Genomic DNA, 17777 nt, shown 5'->3' on the forward strand with positions numbered 1-17777 from the left:
TCAGCCGCTCCGGCCACGGGGCGGCTTTTTTATTGACTTGGCCCCTGCCATCCGGTTTACAAACCGGCATCTTCAAATGGAAATTCAGGTCCGAAAATGCTCGAAAAGACCTACGACTGCACCACCGTCGAACCGAAAATCGCCAAGGCCTGGGATGAGGCTGATGCCTTCCGCGCCGGAGCCAATGCCGAACCGGGTGCGGAAAGCTTCTGCATCGTGATCCCGCCGCCGAACGTGACGGGGTCGCTGCATATGGGCCACGCGCTCAACAATACGCTGCAGGACATCATGGTCCGCTTCGAGCGCATGCGCGGCAAGGATGTGCTGTGGCAGCCGGGTATGGACCATGCCGGCATCGCCACGCAGATGGTCGTTGAGCGCCAACTGGCTCAGAAGGGCCTGCCGGCCCGTCGCGACATGGGCCGCGAAGCCTTTGTCGAAAAGGTCTGGGAGTGGAAGGCCGAATCCGGTGGCCTGATCTTCAACCAGTTGAAGCGCCTCGGCGCGTCCTGCGACTGGTCGCGCGAGCGCTTCACCATGGACGAGGGGCTTTCTGCGGCCGTTCTTGAGGTCTTCGTCTCCCTTTACAAGGAAGGCCTGATCTACAAGGACAAGCGCCTTGTGAACTGGGACCCGAAGCTTCTGACCGCGATTTCCGATCTGGAAGTCGAGCAGGTCGAGATGAATGGCAACCTCTGGCATCTGCGTTATCCGCTGGAAGAGGGTGTCACCTACAAGCATCCCGTTGCCTTTGATGAGGAAGGCAAGCCGACCGAATGGGAAGAACGCGACTATCTCGTCGTCGCCACCACACGTCCGGAAACCATGCTGGGTGATACTGGCGTTGCCGTTCACCCCGATGACGAGCGCTACAAGGCGATTGTCGGCAAGCATGTCGTCCTGCCGATCGTCGGCCGCAAGATTCCAATCGTTGCGGACCTCTATCCGGACCCGACCGCGGGCACCGGTGCGGTGAAGATGACGCCTGCCCATGATTTCAACGACTTCGATGTCGGCAAGCGCGCTGGCCTCAGGATGATCAACATTCTGACCGTCGAAGGTGCAATCACCATCACCGATAATGAGGACTTCTCCGAGGGCCTGACACCGACGCGTGAGCAGGAAGCCGTGTGGGAGAGCCTGCAAGGGCTGGATCGCTTTGTCGCCCGCAAGAAGATCGTCGAGATCTTCGAGGCCGAAGGCCTGCTCGACAAGATCGAGCCGCACAAGAACATGGTTCCGCATGGCGACCGTGGCGGCGTGCCGATCGAGCCACGCCTGACGGAGCAGTGGTATGTGGACGCGAAGACGCTGGCTGAGCCGGCGATTGCCTCGGTTCGCGAAGGCCGCACCAAGTTCGTTCCGAAGAATTGGGAAAAGACCTATTTTGAATGGATGGAGAACATCCAGCCCTGGTGCATTTCCCGCCAGCTCTGGTGGGGCCATCAGATCCCGGCCTGGTACGGCCCGGATGGCCAGGTCTTCGTGGAGAAGACCGAGGAAGAGGCGCTCGACGCTGCCGTTCAGCATTACCTTGCCCATGAAGGCCCGTGGAAGGCCTGGGTTCAGGAAAAGCTCGAAAACTTCGCGCCGGGTGAAATCCTGACGCGCGATGAGGATGTGCTCGACACATGGTTCTCATCGGCGCTGTGGCCCTTCTCGACGCTCGGCTGGCCGGAGCAGACGCCGGAACTGGCGCGTTATTATCCGACCAGCGTGCTCGTCACCGGTTTCGACATCATCTTCTTCTGGGTCGCCCGCATGATGATGATGGGTCTGCACTTCATGAAGGACGAGGACGGTAACCCGATCGAGCCCTTCGACACGGTTTATGTTCACGCGCTGGTTCGCGACAAGAACGGCCAGAAGATGTCGAAGTCCAAGGGCAACGTCATCGATCCGCTGGAACTGATCGACGAGTACGGCGCGGACGCGTTGCGGTTCACGCTCGCGATCATGGCCGCGCAGGGTCGTGACGTGAAGCTCGATCCGGCCCGCATCGCCGGCTACCGCAATTTCGGCACCAAGCTGTGGAATGCCACGCGCTTTGCCGAGATGAACGGCGCTACGCACAATCCGCGTTTCGTGCCTGAGAACACGAAGCTGACGATCAACCGCTGGATCCTGACGGAGCTTTCGCGGGCAGTCGCCGCTGTAACGGAAGCCATTGAGAGCCACCGTTTCAACGATGCCGCCAGCGCGCTTTATCGCTTCGTCTGGAATCAGGTGTGCGACTGGTATCTCGAACTGCTGAAGCCTGTCTTCAACGGTGAGGATGAAGCGGCGAAGAAGGAAGCGCAGGATTGCGCGGCCTACGTTCTCGAAGAAACCTACAAGCTTCTGCACCCCTTCATGCCGTTCATGACGGAAGAGCTTTGGACGCACACGGCTGCAGAAGGCACGGCGCGTGCAAACCTGTTATGCCACACGGCCTGGCCGGATGCCGATTTTGCGGATGCTTCGGCTGCCGATGAAATCAACTGGCTGGTCGATCTCGTGTCAGGCATCCGTTCGGCGCGGGCGGAAATGAATGTGCCGCCGTCCGCAACAGCGCCGCTCGTGGTGGTAGGCGCCAACGCACTGACGCTCGAGCGTGTCGAGCGTCATGGTGCGGCCATCGGTCGTCTGGCGCGTGTCGAGGGTATTTCGTCCGCTGCGGTCGCGCCGAAGGGTGCTGCTCAGATCGTTATCGGTGAAGCGACAGCTTGCCTGCCGCTTGGCAACCTGATCGATGTCGCGGCTGAAAAGGCGCGGCTCGAGAAGGCGATCGTCAAGGTTGAGCAGGAGAAGGACCGTCTGGCGAAGAAGCTCGGCAACGAGAAATTCATCGCCAATGCCGATCCTGAGGTGGTTGCCGCCGACCGCGAGCGCTTCGATGAGTTGGAGATTCAGCGCGCCAACCTCAAGACGGCGCTGGAGCGCGTTGCCGAAGCCGGTTGATAGGCAAGGCAGGAACCGAATCTTTCGAAAGGGCGGGGTATTTTATCCCGCCCTTTCGGCTTTGTGTTTCGTCGCTTTGGGCTGTTGCGGCAATGCCCTGGCGATTTCGCGGGTATTTCCGTTATTTTCTGGCATTCAAACGGTTGAAACTCATTTTTCCGAGAATTTCATACAAATTGTCATTTGTGTTCGTTTTGCAACGGACCCCACCGTCTTGGGTTTCAGATTCCAATTAGATGCGAAAATTCAGGCGATGTTGGAATTTTGTTTCTAACGAGCGTTTGGTCCTCTGTTTGCAGCAAAACTTACGTAAATCCGGCAAGGAAATGGCGGTTTCGCATGCGAAATCTTGCTGTTGCCTTTGCGCGCCATCACGACGACACTTTGAACGATTGATTGCATGGGAGGAGACATGGCAACCATATCGTTCAAGACACTCGCTCTGAGTGCGTGCGCCCTTGCCGTTGCGGCACCGGCTTTCGCAGGGGGACTGGAGCGCGGTGGATATAATATCGACCTTTTGTTCGACCCTTCCGATTACGTTCTGGAAGGTACGGCGACGTTTGTCATGCCCCAGCGTGATGTTTACGGTACGGTCGACAACCCCGTAAAAAGTGGCGGCAGCTTGCCTGCAGCGTGGAGGACGACTGCGGACGACTCCGAAAATTACTGGTCGCCGCGCATTGGCGCGAAGGCCGCAATCGGCGACATGGCCGACTGCATGTTCGACTATTCCGAACCATGGGGCGCGCATCTCAAACCCGGCCAGTGGCAGGGGGCGAGCTACAACATGGAAACCGACGTGAAGTCGCAGAATTATGCGACGACCTGCCGGGTGAAGTTCGATTTCGGTAAGGGTGACCTGTCGATTATCGGTGGCGGCTTTTATCAGGAAATCAGTGGCATCAAGCATCGTCAGGTTCTTTCGCCCACATTGCTTGGCCCAGCCTATCCGTCGCTCCTGAGCGGCGTCGGTATTCTGGACATGGAAGGCAATGGCTGGGGCTGGCGTGCCGGTCTTGCCTACGAAATCCCGGAAATCGCCTTCCGGGCTAGCCTCGTCTATAACAGTGCTGTCGATCACGACCTGAGCGGCACTGTGGATCTCACGGGCGTTCCGGCCATTCCAGGCACACCGCTCGCCACCATCGGTGGCCGGGTTATTCCGGTCTACGGTCAGGTGTCCATGCCGGATACGGTCGAACTCAAGATGCAGACCGGCATCGCACCCGGCTGGCTCGCCTTCGGTTCTGTCAAGTGGACGGACTGGAGCCAGATTCAGGTGGTTCCGTTCTGCGCTGTGGGTACGCCGGTTTGCCGGCCGAACTTCGCGATCAACACGCTCGATCTGTTCTATCAGGATGGCTGGACGGTTTCGGGCGGTGTCGGTCACAAGTTCAATGACCAGTGGAGCGGTGCAGTCAGCCTGACGTGGGATCGCGGCACATCGACCGTGATCGGCACGCAAACCGATAGCTGGGTGCTCGGCTCGCAGGTCGTCTATTCGCCCAACAAGAATGTCGAGTTGAAGCTTGCGGGCGCGCTTGGCATTCTCACCTCCGGGTCTTCCGGCTGGGGCGCGACCTGTGACACGGGCAAGACCTGTGGCGACGAAGCCACCTACAAGTTCGGCAACGATCTCGTGGCGGCCATTTCGACCGGTATCAAGGTTAAGTTCTGAGGCGTATCCCGTCAGGTTCGCCACTTTCGAAATTGGGTCCGGCGTTCGCGCCGGGCCCGTTTTAGTTTCAGGTAAGCATGTCGCGACAAAAAGTCGGGGGGGAGTTTGGCTTGTGACGATTCAGCAACAGTTTTGCAGAAGAGTCACAGCGCTGCCCAGGCGGGCGAATTTGGTCCATTTCCCGCCACAAACGGAGCGCAGCGATGGGACCGTGAGATGCGGGGAATGAACATGCCGTTCACAACCGGACTTGAAAGGGGTTTGAAAGTCGTTTGATTGCGGCTCGTTAGAGAAAACGGGCGGCGAGTATGGGGAAATGGGGTCGAATGTCCTCAATTTACCCGAAATGACTTTTAGGGTGAGGTCGTTTTCGCATTTAGCCGGTTGCGGAGCCGGCCTTGTGGAAATGGCTTTGCGGGGCACGGTTTTTGTCTGACGCGGATAGCGCCTGAGGGGCGGCCATCGCGTGGTAAGGCTTAGGGAAAGTAGTCGTAACCATGTGGAATGTTGAGTTCAAATGCGTGAGCCGAATGACCGCGGGATTTGCCCTCGCCGCGGCCGCTTTCGCGACGGCGCCCCTGCCGGCACGGGCCTTTGACATCAACAGCGGCGTCTCCAAGGAATCGGGGCCGTTCGATCTCTTCAAGTTCGGCTTCAAGGCCTACAAGAACGGCCAGAAGCAAGAAGCCGTCGAGGCCTATCGCTATGCGGCGGAGAAGGGCCATACGGGTTCCCGCTGGGCTTTGGCCAATATGTATGCCTTCGGCGACGGCGTGGCGCAGAACGATTTCGAAGCCTTCAAGATCTACAGTGAAATTGCCAACGAGGGCATCGAGCCCGGCTCCCGCGACACCGGTTTCTTCGTGAATGCGCTTATGGCTCTGGCCAATTACTATCGCAACGGCATTCCCGGCAGCCCGATCAAGATCGACCTTTCCCAGTCGCGCCAGCTTTATTTCCAGGCAGCCTCCACCTTCGGCGTTGCTGAAGCGCAGTATCAGCTTGCCCGCATGATTCTGGACGGTCAGGGCGGCAAGGCCAATGTGCTGCAGGCCAAGAAGTGGCTGAACCAGGCCAGCAAGGGCGGTCACCCCGCCGCCATGGCGATTTTCGGCAATATCCTGTTCGAAGAAGGTCAGACGGCGCGCGGCCTGGCCTTTATGACCGCGGCGCTCGACCGGTGTGCCCCCAAGGATTGCCCGTGGATGCAGGATCTTCAGGAGCAGGCCTTTGCCGTTGCCTCCGAAGACGATCGGCGTTCAGCTGTGACGCTGGCCAGCAACATCACGCGCAGTGGTGATTGAACCGGACCTCCGGTTCAGAACTCGAACGAAAACTCACCAACCATCGGAACGTGGTCGGACGGCTTTTCCCAGCCGCGAACATGCTTTTCAACATCTGCCGAAACGAGATGGCGGGCGGCTTCCGGCGACAGCATCAGGTGATCGATGCGGATGCCGTTGTTCTTCTGCCAGGCGCCGGCCTGGTAATCCCAGAATGTGTAGAGCTTGGGCGCGTCGGTGACGGCGCGAAGCGCATCCGTGAAGCCCAGATTTTCGAGGCGGCGGAACGCTGCCCGCGTTTGCGGGAGAAAGAGCGCGTCGCCAGCCCAGACCTTCGGATCATGGCAATCGAACGGTTCGGGGATGACGTTGTAGTCGCCGGCGAGAATGAGCGGCTCCTCAAGCTTCAGTCGGTCTTCGGCAAAGCGGGCGAGGCGATCCATCCAGGACAGCTTGTAAGGATACTTCACCGGATCGTCCGGCGGATTACCATTCGGCAGATAAAGCGAGGCGACGCGAAGTGCGCCGCCCTTGACGGAAAACACGCCTTCGATGAAGCGGGCCTGCTCGTCGCTGTCATCGCCCGGCAAACCGCGATTGACCTCATCCGGCCGTACCTTTGACAGGAGGGCAACGCCGTTGAAGCCCTTCTGGCCATGGGTTTCGACGTGATAGCCGAGCGCCTCGATCTCCAGACGGGGAAAGGCGTCATCGACCGATTTGATTTCCTGAAGGCAGGCGATATCGGGGGAGGAGTCCTTCAGCCACTGGCAAAGGTTCTCGATGCGCGCCTTGACGCCGTTGATGTTCCATGTGGCGATCTTCAAGACGCTTTTCCCGTTCAAATGCAATCAGATGGAGAAGCTGGTGCCGCAGCCGCAGCTTGCCACCGCGTTCGGATTCTTGATCTGGAAGGACTGACCGAGCAGGTTGTCGACGAAGTCGATTTCCGAACCTTCCATGTAGACGAGCGACATGCTGTCGATCAGCACTTTCGCGCCATCGCGCTCGATCACGACGTCGTCGTTGTCGGCACCTGCGGCGAGGTCAAACTTGTAGGAGAAGCCCGAGCAGCCGCCGCCTTCGACGGAGATGCGAAGGGCTTCCTTGCCGGCTTCCGAGCCGACGATCTGGCTGATGCGGCGGGCCGCCGATTCCGAGAGGGTAATCGTGTTCGTCATGGTCAAATCTCCAGGCGGTTCAAGGCCGCACGGGTCATCATTCTTTCTTCCGGGTCGCCAAAGCGCTGGAAAATCGGATTATAGTTCCGATTCGAGCAGATGCGTTTCGCTGAGGCGAAGCCGCTGAATGGCTTTCCGGTATCCGGCGTTATAGGTATGGAGGCGGAGGCATTGCGTCAATGGGTTGGATGAAGAGCGGATGACGATAGACAGGAATGCATTGGGGTTCGGCAATGGTGCACCCGCAATCTATGCAGCTGACCCGTGGACATCACGCGGGCGCCTGTTTCCCGAAGCGACCAGTCCAACGCGCTCGGAATTCCAGCGCGACCGCGACCGCATCGTGCACACCACCGCATTTCGCCGCCTGAAGCACAAGACGCAGGTCTTCATCGGTCCGGATGGCGATCACTATCGCACGCGGCTGACCCATACGATCGAAGTGGCGCAGGTGGCGCGCGCTCTGGCCCGTGCGCTTCGTCTGGATGAGGATCTGGCCGAGGGCATCGCGCTCGTTCACGATTTCGGCCACACGCCCTTCGGCCATACGGGCGAGGACGCGCTGGACGAGATGCTGAAGCCCTATGGTGGCTTCGACCACAACGCCCAGTCCCTGCGTATCGTGACCAAGCTCGAACGCCGCTATGCCGATTTCGACGGAATCAATCTGAGCTGGGAAGCGTTGGAGGGGCTGGTCAAGCATAACGGCCCGCTGCTGACGCCACAGGGAGAAGGGACGCGAGGCCCCGTGCCGCAGCCGATCCTCGATTATTGCGCCGTCCACGACCTTGAACTGGCAAGCTTCGCCAGCCTTGAGGCGCAGGTTGCCGCTATCGCCGACGATATCGCCTACAACACGCACGATATCGATGACGGCCTGCGGTCCGGCTATCTCACTTTCGAGATGCTGGAAGAGATACCCTTTCTGGCCGGCCTTATGGCCGAAGTCAGCGCTCGTTATCCGGGACTTGAGACGACGCGCTTTGCCAATGAGATCCAGCGCCGCCAGATCACCCGAATGGTGGAGGATGTCATTGGTGTGGCGCAGACGCGCCTCAAGGAGATAGCGCCACAAAGCGCCGATGACGTGCGTGGGGCGGGGCAGGTGATCGCGACCTTTTCCGAGGCGATGGCGACGACCGACCGGCAGATCAAGAAAATGCTGTTCTCGCGCATTTATCGTCATCCGGATATCATGCGTATCCGCGAAGGTGCGGCGACGATCGTGAAGGATCTTTTCACCGCCTACATGAACGACCCGAAGGAAATGCAGAGCCATTATTGGGTGGATCATATCACCGGCCTGAGCGAAGCCGCAAAAGCCCGGCATGTGGGCGATTATCTCGCTGGTATGACCGATTCCTATGCGGTGAATGCGCATCGGCGTTTGTTTGACCAGACTCCCGATTTGCGATAGGCAGCGGCAAGACAATCAAACAGCGCGCTGGCCACGCTTCAGGGAAGCGGCATGGCGCGCGCCTGCCGGAAAAAGCCCGCGCAGCGGGCCAAGCGGCTGAAAGACGTGGACGGACCAATGAATCTTTTTACCGATTTTGGATTGCGGATTACCAAGGCGCTTGAGGAGATCGATGTCGTTCGCGAAAAGCGCGACAGTCTGGATTTTGCGCGTGTCGCAGTCGAGCCGCCGCGTGACCCCGCCCATGGCGACGTTGCCACCAATGCGGCCATGGTATTGTCCAAGCCGCTCGGTCTCAATCCGCGAGCCCTTGGTGAAATCATTGCCGAAAAACTCAAGCAGGATCCGGAAGTGGCCGACGTCAACGTTGCCGGCCCGGGCTTCATCAACATCCGTCTTTCGGTCGGCTACTGGCAGCGGCTGCTGAAGAGCATCGTGACCGAGGGCGTCAATTACGGCCGCTCGACGGTGGGTGCCGGCCGCAAGGTCAATGTGGAATACGTTTCGGCGAACCCGACCGGTCCGATGCATGTCGGTCATTGCCGCGGTGCGGTAGTGGGCGATGCGCTGGCGAACCTGCTCGCCTTTGCCGGCTACGATGTGACCAAGGAGTATTACATCAACGATGCCGGTGCGCAGGTCGGCGTTCTCGCCAGTTCCGCTTATCTACGTTATCGCGAGGCGCTGGGTGAGGAGATCGGCGAGATCCCGGCCGGCCTTTATCCGGGTGACTATCTGAAGCCGGTGGGCGAGGCGCTGAAGGAGGAATTCGGCACGAAGCTTCTCGCCATGCCCGAAGAGGAATGGATGCCGCTGGTGCGCGACCGCGCCATTGCCGCGATGATGGACATGATCCGCTCCGATCTCGAAGCGCTCAACGTTCACCACGACATATTCTTCTCCGAGCGCACGCTGCATGCGGGCAATGCCGGCCCGATCCTCAGCGCGATCAACGATCTGACCTTCAAGGGCCACGTTTACCGTGGCACGCTGCCGCCGCCGAAGGGGCAGCTTCCGGAAGACTGGGAAGATCGCGAGCAGACGCTGTTCCGCTCGACGGAAGTGGGCGACGATATCGACCGCCCGCTGATCAAGTCGGATGGCTCCTACACCTATTTCGCCGCTGACGTGGCCTACTTCAAGAACAAGTTCGACCGGGGCTTTTCCGAGATGATCTATGTTCTTGGTGCCGACCATGGCGGCTATGTGAAGCGTCTGGAGGCTGTGTGCCGCGCCGTCTCCGAGGGGACAGCGAAACTGACGGTGCTTCTGTGCCAGCTCGTGAAGCTTTATCGCGATGGCGAGCCGGTGAAGATGTCCAAGCGTTCCGGCGACTTCGTGACGTTGCGTGATGTGGTGGATGAGGTCGGGCGCGATTCCGTTCGCTTCATGATGCTCTACCGCAAGAGTTCCGAGCCTCTCGATTTCGACTTTGCCAAGGTGACGGAACAGTCGAAGGACAACCCGGTCTTCTACGTGCAATATGCCCATGCGCGCTGTGCTTCGATCTTCCGGCAGGCTGAGGAGGCATTCCCCGGCATCACTGCCGATGTTCCGGCGATGGCTGCGGCCGTCGAGGGAATCAGTGACTCGAACGAGATCCAGATCATTGCCAAACTGGCCGAATATCCGCGCCTGATCGAGCAGGCATCGCTTTCCCAGGAGCCGCATCGCCTGGCATTTTACCTCTATGATCTGGCCAGCACCTTCCATGCGCATTGGAATAAAGGTAAAGATCAAACGGAATTACGGTTTGTTAACGATAAAAATAGAGAATCCACGCTTGCCAGACTTGGGCTGGTGCATGCTGTCGCAAGCGTCCTGAAGTCCGGACTGACCGTTACCGGTACCGAGGCCCCCTCGGAAATGCGATAGTCTGTCACCATTTACCCACAATGCGCTGGCAATGGTTGCACGCGTAGAGAGTGGGTGTGGTGATGGCGCAAGAAAAATACGCATACGGGAGCAAGGCCGGTGACCTGTTTGCCGACGACGATCCCTTGGCGGAACTGGCTCGTATCGTTGGATACGATCATCCGTCCACGCGCACCCGACCCGCTGAGCCGCGGGTCGAGGTTGTTTCTGCTGCTGCGCCGGCCCGTGTCGAGCCGGCCTTCAATCTCGAAGACGAGTTGCTGAAGGAATTCGAGCGTTACGACGCGCCGAAGCTTGATCCCGTTGCGGCGATTCCGGTGGATATTCCCGCCGCCGAGCCATGGACGGCTCGTGCCGAGGTTGCCGTGCCGCGCCTGTCGCCGCGCGCCGAGCCGCCGTTTGTCGAGCGCGTCGAGGAAAGTCGCGATTTTGCGCAGCCATCCACTCGGGCCGTGTCCGAGCCTGTTGCGCGCTCGCCGCTTGAGGATATTTTTGCCATCGAACCCAAGGCCCCGGAGGATGAGCTGTCCTTCGAGGCAGATCTTGCCGATGAGCTGGAGCTTGCCGTCGCGGCCGTCAATGTCGATGATTTCGATGTGGTGCCGGATGGCGAGGGGCGTAGTAGCGCGTTTGCGCATGCCGAAGCTGAGCCGGTCGACGCGCGTCGCGAGCCCTCTTTCGATGCGTCTTCCGTTGCCGAGGTTTCCGTTCCGGTGGCGCAGGTGGAGCCTGCCTATGACGTTCGTCACTACGAAAGCCCGAAGATCGAGCTTCCCACCTTCGAAATAGCCCCCGAACTCATCGTTCCTGCGCCGGTCGTCGCCGAGCCCGTGCGCAAGGAGCCTGCGCTTGATGCATTCGACGCGGTTGCCGATGACGAGTTCGATCTGGCGCTGGACGGTCTTGAGATCGATCTTGCTGATATCGTGTTGAATGAGGTCGAGACGGTTGCGCCTGTTGCGGCCCCTGTCGCTGCTGTATCGCCCAAGGTCGAGGAACCGGCATGGTCCGAGCCGCCACGCGCCTTCCCGGATGCCGACTTCGATGGCGAAATGCCGTTCGATGCCTCGCAGATTGCCGAGCCCGATTATGGGCCGGAAACACTTGCCGAAATGGATGTGCCGGCCATGCCGGTGCATGAGGCAGATGAGCCGAAGGCTCACCAGCCGGCCTTCGATACCGATTTCGATGCGGAGCTGGCCGATTTGATCCATGATGATCGCGCTATTGCCGCTGCTGTTGCAAAGCCGGCGGTCACCGCTCCCCAGCCGACGTCGGCTGCTGTCGATCTCGATGATTTTTCCCTGATGATGAATCAGGATTTCCGCGATGATGTTGACAATCCTCTGGGGGTAGAGCGCTCTGCCAACCGTGTGGTGATCGATCCCGACACGATGGAAGTGATCGAGCCCGAAGGGGCGAGCCGTACGCGTCGATGGATTTTGGGGGCGGCTGCCTCGATCGGCGTGGTGGCTCTGGTCGGCGGCGGCTATGCCTGGATGAAATCCGGCGGTGTCGCCGGTATTGCCGGCAATGGTGGTCCGCCCATCGTTCTGGCCGATTCCGATCCGGTCAAGGTCGTGCCGGAAAATCCCGGCGGCAAGACTGTGCCGAACCAGGATAAGGCCGTTTATGACCGCGTGGCCGGCGGCGCGCCGCAATCACCGACGCAGAAGTCCCTGATCTCCTCGAGCGAGGAACCGCTTGATGTTGTTCAGCGCACGCTGACGCCTGAGAACTTCCCGCTGGAGCGGGCCGAAGACGAGGAAGTCGCCGATGGCGCCGACCAGCGTCTCCAGCCCGAAGCAGGCGCTGAGGCCCCTGCCGACAAGGCGGCCGATGCGAATGTTTCGCTTCGCAAGGTGCGTACGATGATCGTTCGCCCGGATGGAACGCTTGTGGCTCGTGAAGTGCCCGAGACGACGGCTCCGGCCCAGCAGACCGCGGCCAAGCTTCCGGCTTCGTCTACCAATACGGCAGCCGATGCCCCCGGTCTGCGCCCGGAAATGCAGGCAACCACCGCGGCGGCCAGCAATGACGCCCTGTCTCAGGCTGCGGCGGCTACTGCCACAACAGATGCGCGGACCACGGCTCGCGCGCCCCAGACGAACGGCGATCGCGCCCCGGTTCCGGTTCAGCGTCCGGTCGAGCAGCCCGTCAACGTCGTGGGCACCGTAACCGGTGCGGGCAATGTTCGCCCGGCTGGTGCAACAACGCCGACTCAGGCTCCGGCCCAACAGGTTGCAGCGGCGACGCCGGCTGCGACGGCGACCGCTGTCCCGAGTGGTGCCTATGTGGTTCAGATCGCTTCCTTGCCGTCCCAGGCCGAAGCCGAAAAGAGCGCGAAGAGCATGAGCGGAAAGTATGGCAGCGTCATCGGCGGACGAGGCCTCGACATCAAGGCAGCGGATATTCCCGGCAAGGGCACATTCTACCGCGTTCGCGTCGTGGCAAGTTCCAAGGATGAGGCCAACGCCCTGTGCGCCAAGCTCAAGGCCGCAGGCGGCTCCTGCCTCGTGACCCGTTGAACGTGGGCGATATGACCTCCGAAGACAGCCGTATCACCGCGCTTGAAGAACTCGCGGCCCATCAGGGCCGCGTCATCGAGGAGTTGTCCGGTGAGCTTTCCGAGCAGTGGAAGGTGATCGAGCAGATGCGCAAGAAGCTCGACCGGTTGACCGAGCGGTTGCTCGACCTCGAGGAAGCCGCGCTCGAAGCGCCGGCCATTACGCGCCCACCCCATTATTGACCCCTCCCGCGACGGCAATGCACCGTCGCTTTTTGTCTGCGGTGTTTCCAATGAGCGATTGCAAGGCGATGATCCTCGGCCTGAAAGGCCATGCTTTGAACAAGGAGGAAGCTGCTTTCTTTCGCGGCGAAGCGCCCTGGGGCTTCATTCTCTTTGCGCGCAATCTCAGCGAACCCGCGCAGATTTCCGATCTGGTCGATTCGCTGCGCGATACGGTCGGCGGGCGCGATGCGCCGGTTCTGATCGATCAGGAAGGAGGCCGCGTCCAGCGGCTTCGCCCGCCGCTTGCACCGAATTATCCGGCGGCAGCGGTTCTTGGCGCGCTTTATGGCGCGGACAAGGAAATCGGCAAGCGGGCGGCGTGGCTCATGTCGCGCCTGCACGCCTTCGACCTCATGCGCTACGGGATCAACGTGGATTGCCTGCCGGTGCTCGACGTGCCGGTAGCCGGCAGCCACAACGTCATCGGCGACCGTGCCTATGGCACCGAACCGGAGATCGTTTCAGTCATGGGGCTGGAGGCGGCCGCGGGATTGAAGGCCGGCGGCGTTCTGCCGGTGATCAAGCATATGCCGGGCCACGGGCGGGGCATGGCTGATTCGCATCACGATCTGCCGGTGGTGACGGCAAGCCGGGCCGAGCTTGAGGCCCATGATTTCGTGCCCTTCCAGGCCGCACGCCATGAGTTGATGGCGATGAGCGCCCATATCGTTTTCACCGCGCTCGATGCGGACAATCCTGCGACAACCTCACGCTACGTTATCGAGGAAATCATCCGCGGGCATATCGGTTTCGACGGACTTCTGATGTCTGACGATATTTCGATGAATGCGCTGAAGGGCACGATTGCCGAGCGTGCGCACGCCATTGTCGCCGGCGGTTGCGATATGGTCTTGCATTGTCATGGTCACATGGATGAAATGCAGGCTGTGGCGGCGGCGGCGCCGGTTCTGGCTGGCAAGTCGCTTGAGCGGGTGCGCGCCGTTGAAGCGGCGCTTGGCAAGCGGGACGGCGCCGAGGAAGCGGCGATCCGTGCGGAGTTTGAAGCGCTCATCGCCACGACTTGAACCGCGCGCCGCGCGGACGGGAAGTGTGAGGGGCATGGCGGACACGCAATCCATTCCGATGGACAAGCTTTGGGCTGACGAGCCGCGCGCCGAACGCGGTGTGACGGAGCCTGCGCTCGTCATCGACGTCGCCGGTTTCGAAGGCCCGCTCGATCTTCTGCTGCATCTCGCGCGCGGCCAGAAGGTGGATCTTTCGCGGATTTCCGTTCTGGCCCTGGTCGAACAATATCTTGAATTCATCGAAAGCGCACGCCGCGTGCGGCTGGAACTGGCCGCCGATTATCTGGTGATGGCGGCGTGGCTTGCCTATCTGAAATCACGCCTGCTCATTCCCCAGCAGAAAAACAGCGAGGAACCGAGCGGCGAGGAAATGGCCGAGACGCTGGCCTTCAGGCTGAAGCGGCTGGAGGCGATGCGCGAGGCGTCGGCGCGGTTGACGGGTCGCAACCGGCTTGGTGTCGATGTGTTCGCACGCGGCATGCCGGAACACATTCCCGAAAAAGCCGGGCATGTGTTCGACGCCAATCTCTATGATCTTCTGTCTGCCTATTCCATGCTGCGCCAGCGGCAGGCGGTGACACAGGTGACGATTGCCCGCCGCGAGGTCTGGTCCTTGTCGGATGCGCGGGAAATCCTGCTGCTTCTGCTGGGCGAGGATTTCGGCTGGACATCGCTCGACCGTTATCTGGCGCGCTATCTGACGGCACCCGGCGACCGGGCGACGGCGATCGCCAGTTCCTTTGCTGCGTCGCTGGAACTGGTGCGCGAGGGGAAGCTCGAGATTCGTCAGGACGGCGTTTTCGGTGAAATCTACATGCGAGCCGGCCCGAACCGGGCAGGTGGCGCGACAACGGGTGAGGGCGGCGATGGAGCCCGTTGAGATGGACGAATCCACGGACGAAGCAACCTTGGCGTTGCCGGTGGAGGTGCTGCGCACCGCGGAAGCGTTGGTGTTCGCGTCCGCGGCTCCGGTCTCGGAAGCCTATCTGACGGATCGGTTGCCGCGCGGCACCGATGTGAGAATGGTGATGGAGGCTTTGCAGCGGGATTATGCGCCCAGAGGCGTCAATCTTCTGCGCATCGACGATAGCTGGGCCTTCCGCACGGCTGCGGATCTTTCCTTCCACATCCGTACCGACGAGACCGAACCGAAGAAGTTGTCGCGTCCGGCGCTGGAGGTGCTGGCCATCATCGCCTATCACCAGCCGGTGACCCGTGCCGAAATCGAGGATATTCGCGGCGTCCAGACCTCACGCGGCACACTCGATGTGCTGATGGAGGCGGGCTGGGTGCGGTTTCGCGGTCGCCGTCGTTCACCCGGCCGACCAGTGACGCTTGGAACTACCCGCGATTTTCTCGATCATTTCGGCCTTGAAGAATTGCGCGACCTCCCGGGACTTGAGGAACTGAAAGGCGCGGGGCTTCTTTCTGGACGCATCCCGCCCGGTCTTTCCATTCCCCGTCCGCCGAGCGACGATGGGCTCGCCGAGGACGAGGATCCGATCACCCAGCTTGATCTCGAAGAGCTTGGCTTGCTGGCGCCAGGCGGTGGTGATGCGACGGATTGACCGCTGAATGGGCAAATCCTTGGAAAGCCGAAAATACGTGCGGAAATCTGTTTGAAAAAAAGCCGCAATGGTCTTACATCCTTCCGGATCATGCGGCACAGGCGCCGCATACGGGATGCAGTGAAAGCTGCAGATAGTCATTTTGGTCGCAATGCTTTCATCCATCCGCGAGGAAGGGAACGAGCAGAGCCGAGGAGCAGGGTATGGGTTCTTTTAGCGTATGGCATTGGCTGATCGTTCTGGTCATCGTGCTGGTTCTTTTCGGTCGCGGCAAAATTCCGGAACTCATGGGTGATGTTGCCAAGGGCATCAAGAGCTTCAAGAAGGGCATGTCCGACGATGACTCCACGCCGGAATCGTCCAAGACCGTCGATCACAAGAACGACGAAACCAAGTAATCGCCTCGCCTGAGGCATTGGCGCCTGCCGGCATCCGGTTCGCGCTTTCTGCTTTGGCCGCAAGCGGCGGGAGTCTTTTATGCTGGATATCGGCTGGACCGAGCTTCTGGTCATCGCCATCGTTTTGATTGTCGTTGTCGGTCCCAAGGATCTGCCGCCCATGATCAGGGCCTTCGGCAAGACGATGGCCAGTCTCCGACGCATGGCGGGTGAATTTCGCACTCAGTTCGATGACGCGTTGCGCGAGGCTGATCTGGATGATGTGCGCAAGACGATTGCCGACGCCCAGAACCTGAATCCGGCCAACGGCCTCAGGGACGCCCTGAACCCGTTGCGGCAGATGGGTGAGGAGATCAAGGCTGATCTCCGCAAGGTCACGACGCCACCGGTGTCGCCCGCCGAAATGTCGGCGCCCTCGGCCTTGGAAACACCTGCCGCACCTGAAGCGCCCGTAACAGCAAGCGAGCCGCCGCCTGCACCGCTCGTTTCGACCCCACCGGCGGTGAATGAGCCGGCTCCGGTTTCCATGCCAAGCGCCGCTCCGGCGAAGCCGAAAGCCGTCCGCAAACCGCGCGCGAAGGCGGTCGCCGAACCGGTTGCAGAGGCCCCCGCTGCAAAGCCCCGCAAGACGGCGGCGAAGCCCAAGGCTGCCGCGAGCGAACCTGTGAAGAAGGCTGCACCGCGCAAGAAAAAGACAACCGAAGCCGGGAAGGATGAGGCATGAGCGGCGAACTGGAAGACAAGCCCCAGCCGCTGGTCGAGCATCTTATGGAGCTGCGCAAGCGGCTCATCTGGTCGCTGGTGGCGTTTTTCGGCGCATTTCTCGTCTGCTTCGCCTTTGCAAAGCAGCTCTTCAACCTGCTGGTCATTCCCTACAAGTGGGCGGTGATCTGGGCTGGTCTCGACGTGGCCAAGGCAGAACTCATCTACACTGCGCCGCAGGAATTCTTCTTCACGCAGATCAAGGTTGCCGCCTTCGGTGCGACGGTTATCGCGTTCCCGGTCATTGCGACGCAAATTTACAAGTTCGTGGCGCCCGGCCTCTATAAGAACGAGCGCGCGGCTTTCCTTCCGTTTCTCATCGCATCGCCTGTGCTGTTCCTGCTTGGCGGCATGCTGGTCTACTTCTTCTTCACGCCGATGGTCATGTGGTTCTTTCTGGCCATGCAGCAGCAGCCCGGCGAAGGCGAAGTGGCGATTTCGCTGATGCCGAAGGTATCGGAATATCTGAGCCTCATCATGACGCTCGTTCTTTCCTTCGGTCTGGTGTTCCAGCTTCCGGTCGTGACCACGCTTCTGGCCCGTGTCGGGCTCGTCAGCGCCGAATGGCTGGCGGCCAAGCGCAAGTTCGCCATCGTCTCGGCTTTCATCGCCGCTGCAGTCCTGACGCCGCCCGATCCGATGTCCCAGATCGGTCTTGCGCTGCCAACGATCCTTCTCTACGAGATTTCCATCTATGCCGCGCGAGTCATAGAAAGAAAGCGCGCCAGCGAGGCTTCTTCTTCTACTGAAGTTGCCACTGCGGGTGACGGAGATTCCGGCGAGGCCTGAGCCACGCCGGAACTTGATCCGCGCGTCGTACCGGCCTGCGGATTGTCATGAACGGGCCGGTCAATAA

At 60.5% G+C, this 17777-nt stretch carries 15 protein-coding genes; 13 read left to right on the plus strand and 2 right to left on the minus strand.

What is annotated here, in order from left to right; all coding sequences use genetic code 11:
• Positions 1-96: 96 nt before the first annotated feature.
• The 3 genes from GGQ66_RS10675 to exoR all read left to right on the plus strand — a co-directional run bounded on the left by GGQ66_RS10675 (position 97) and on the right by exoR (position 5925).
• Positions 97-2940 (plus strand): valine--tRNA ligase, encoded by a 2844-nt coding sequence (locus tag GGQ66_RS10675; RefSeq protein ID WP_183792269.1) that lies wholly within the window; start codon positions 97-99, stop codon positions 2938-2940.
• Positions 2941-3352: 412 nt separating this feature from the next.
• Complete coding sequence (locus tag GGQ66_RS10680) at positions 3353-4621, plus strand: outer membrane protein transport protein (protein ID WP_183792271.1); 1269 nt, start codon at positions 3353-3355, stop codon at positions 4619-4621.
• A 497-nt stretch (positions 4622-5118) separates the two neighbouring features.
• Entirely contained in the window at positions 5119-5925 is an 807-nt protein-coding gene (gene exoR, locus GGQ66_RS10685; RefSeq protein WP_370686329.1) for an exopolysaccharide production regulator ExoR, read from the plus strand.
• Positions 5926-5939: 14 nt separating this feature from the next.
• On the opposite strand, the gene xth is transcribed toward exoR, so the two are convergent.
• Complete coding sequence (gene xth, locus GGQ66_RS10690; RefSeq protein WP_183792276.1) at positions 5940-6731, minus strand: exodeoxyribonuclease III; 792 nt, start codon at positions 6729-6731, stop codon at positions 5940-5942.
• A gap of 24 nt (positions 6732-6755) precedes the next feature.
• Entirely contained in the window at positions 6756-7085 is a 330-nt protein-coding gene (gene erpA, locus GGQ66_RS10695; protein WP_183792278.1) for an iron-sulfur cluster insertion protein ErpA, read from the minus strand.
• A gap of 199 nt (positions 7086-7284) precedes the next feature.
• Between erpA and GGQ66_RS10700 the strand changes: the two genes are divergently transcribed.
• The 10 genes from GGQ66_RS10700 to tatC all read left to right on the plus strand — a co-directional run bounded on the left by GGQ66_RS10700 (position 7285) and on the right by tatC (position 17710).
• Entirely contained in the window at positions 7285-8502 is a 1218-nt protein-coding gene (locus tag GGQ66_RS10700; protein WP_183792280.1) for a deoxyguanosinetriphosphate triphosphohydrolase, read from the plus strand.
• A gap of 117 nt (positions 8503-8619) precedes the next feature.
• Positions 8620-10377 (plus strand): arginine--tRNA ligase, encoded by a 1758-nt coding sequence (argS, locus tag GGQ66_RS10705; protein WP_183792282.1) that lies wholly within the window; start codon positions 8620-8622, stop codon positions 10375-10377.
• 62 nt (positions 10378-10439) lie between these two features.
• Positions 10440-12905: an SPOR domain-containing protein gene (locus tag GGQ66_RS10710; protein WP_183792284.1), complete on the plus strand. Its 2466-nt coding sequence runs from the start codon at positions 10440-10442 to the stop codon at positions 12903-12905.
• Between the two features lie 11 nt (positions 12906-12916).
• A complete protein-coding gene (locus tag GGQ66_RS10715) occupies positions 12917-13126 on the plus strand; it encodes a SlyX family protein (protein ID WP_183792286.1) in 210 nt (69 codons plus the stop codon).
• Positions 13127-13176: 50 nt separating this feature from the next.
• A complete protein-coding gene (gene nagZ, locus GGQ66_RS10720) occupies positions 13177-14193 on the plus strand; it encodes a beta-N-acetylhexosaminidase (protein ID WP_183792287.1) in 1017 nt (338 codons plus the stop codon).
• Positions 14194-14227: 34 nt separating this feature from the next.
• Positions 14228-15073, plus strand: coding sequence for a segregation and condensation protein A (locus GGQ66_RS10725; RefSeq protein ID WP_237358874.1), 846 nt, complete (start codon positions 14228-14230; stop codon positions 15071-15073).
• 1 nt (position 15074) lies between these two features.
• The gene (scpB, locus tag GGQ66_RS10730; RefSeq protein ID WP_237358875.1) at positions 15075-15761 is read left to right on the plus strand and encodes an SMC-Scp complex subunit ScpB; all 687 of its coding nucleotides are present in this window, start codon (positions 15075-15077) and stop codon (positions 15759-15761) included.
• A 203-nt stretch (positions 15762-15964) separates the two neighbouring features.
• The gene (locus GGQ66_RS10735) at positions 15965-16159 is read left to right on the plus strand and encodes a twin-arginine translocase TatA/TatE family subunit (RefSeq protein ID WP_183792291.1); all 195 of its coding nucleotides are present in this window, start codon (positions 15965-15967) and stop codon (positions 16157-16159) included.
• Positions 16160-16238: 79 nt separating this feature from the next.
• On the plus strand, positions 16239-16883 hold the full coding sequence (gene tatB, locus GGQ66_RS10740; RefSeq protein WP_183792293.1) for a Sec-independent protein translocase protein TatB: 645 nt from the start codon (positions 16239-16241) through the stop codon (positions 16881-16883).
• The gene (gene tatC / locus GGQ66_RS10745) at positions 16880-17710 is read left to right on the plus strand and encodes a twin-arginine translocase subunit TatC (RefSeq protein ID WP_183792295.1); all 831 of its coding nucleotides are present in this window, start codon (positions 16880-16882) and stop codon (positions 17708-17710) included. The genes tatB and tatC overlap by 4 nt, the downstream gene beginning before the upstream one ends.
• Positions 17711-17777: the final 67 nt, after the last annotated feature.

Source organism: Allorhizobium borbori (assembly GCF_014196535.1).
GTDB lineage: Bacteria > Pseudomonadota > Alphaproteobacteria > Rhizobiales > Rhizobiaceae > Ectorhizobium > Ectorhizobium borbori.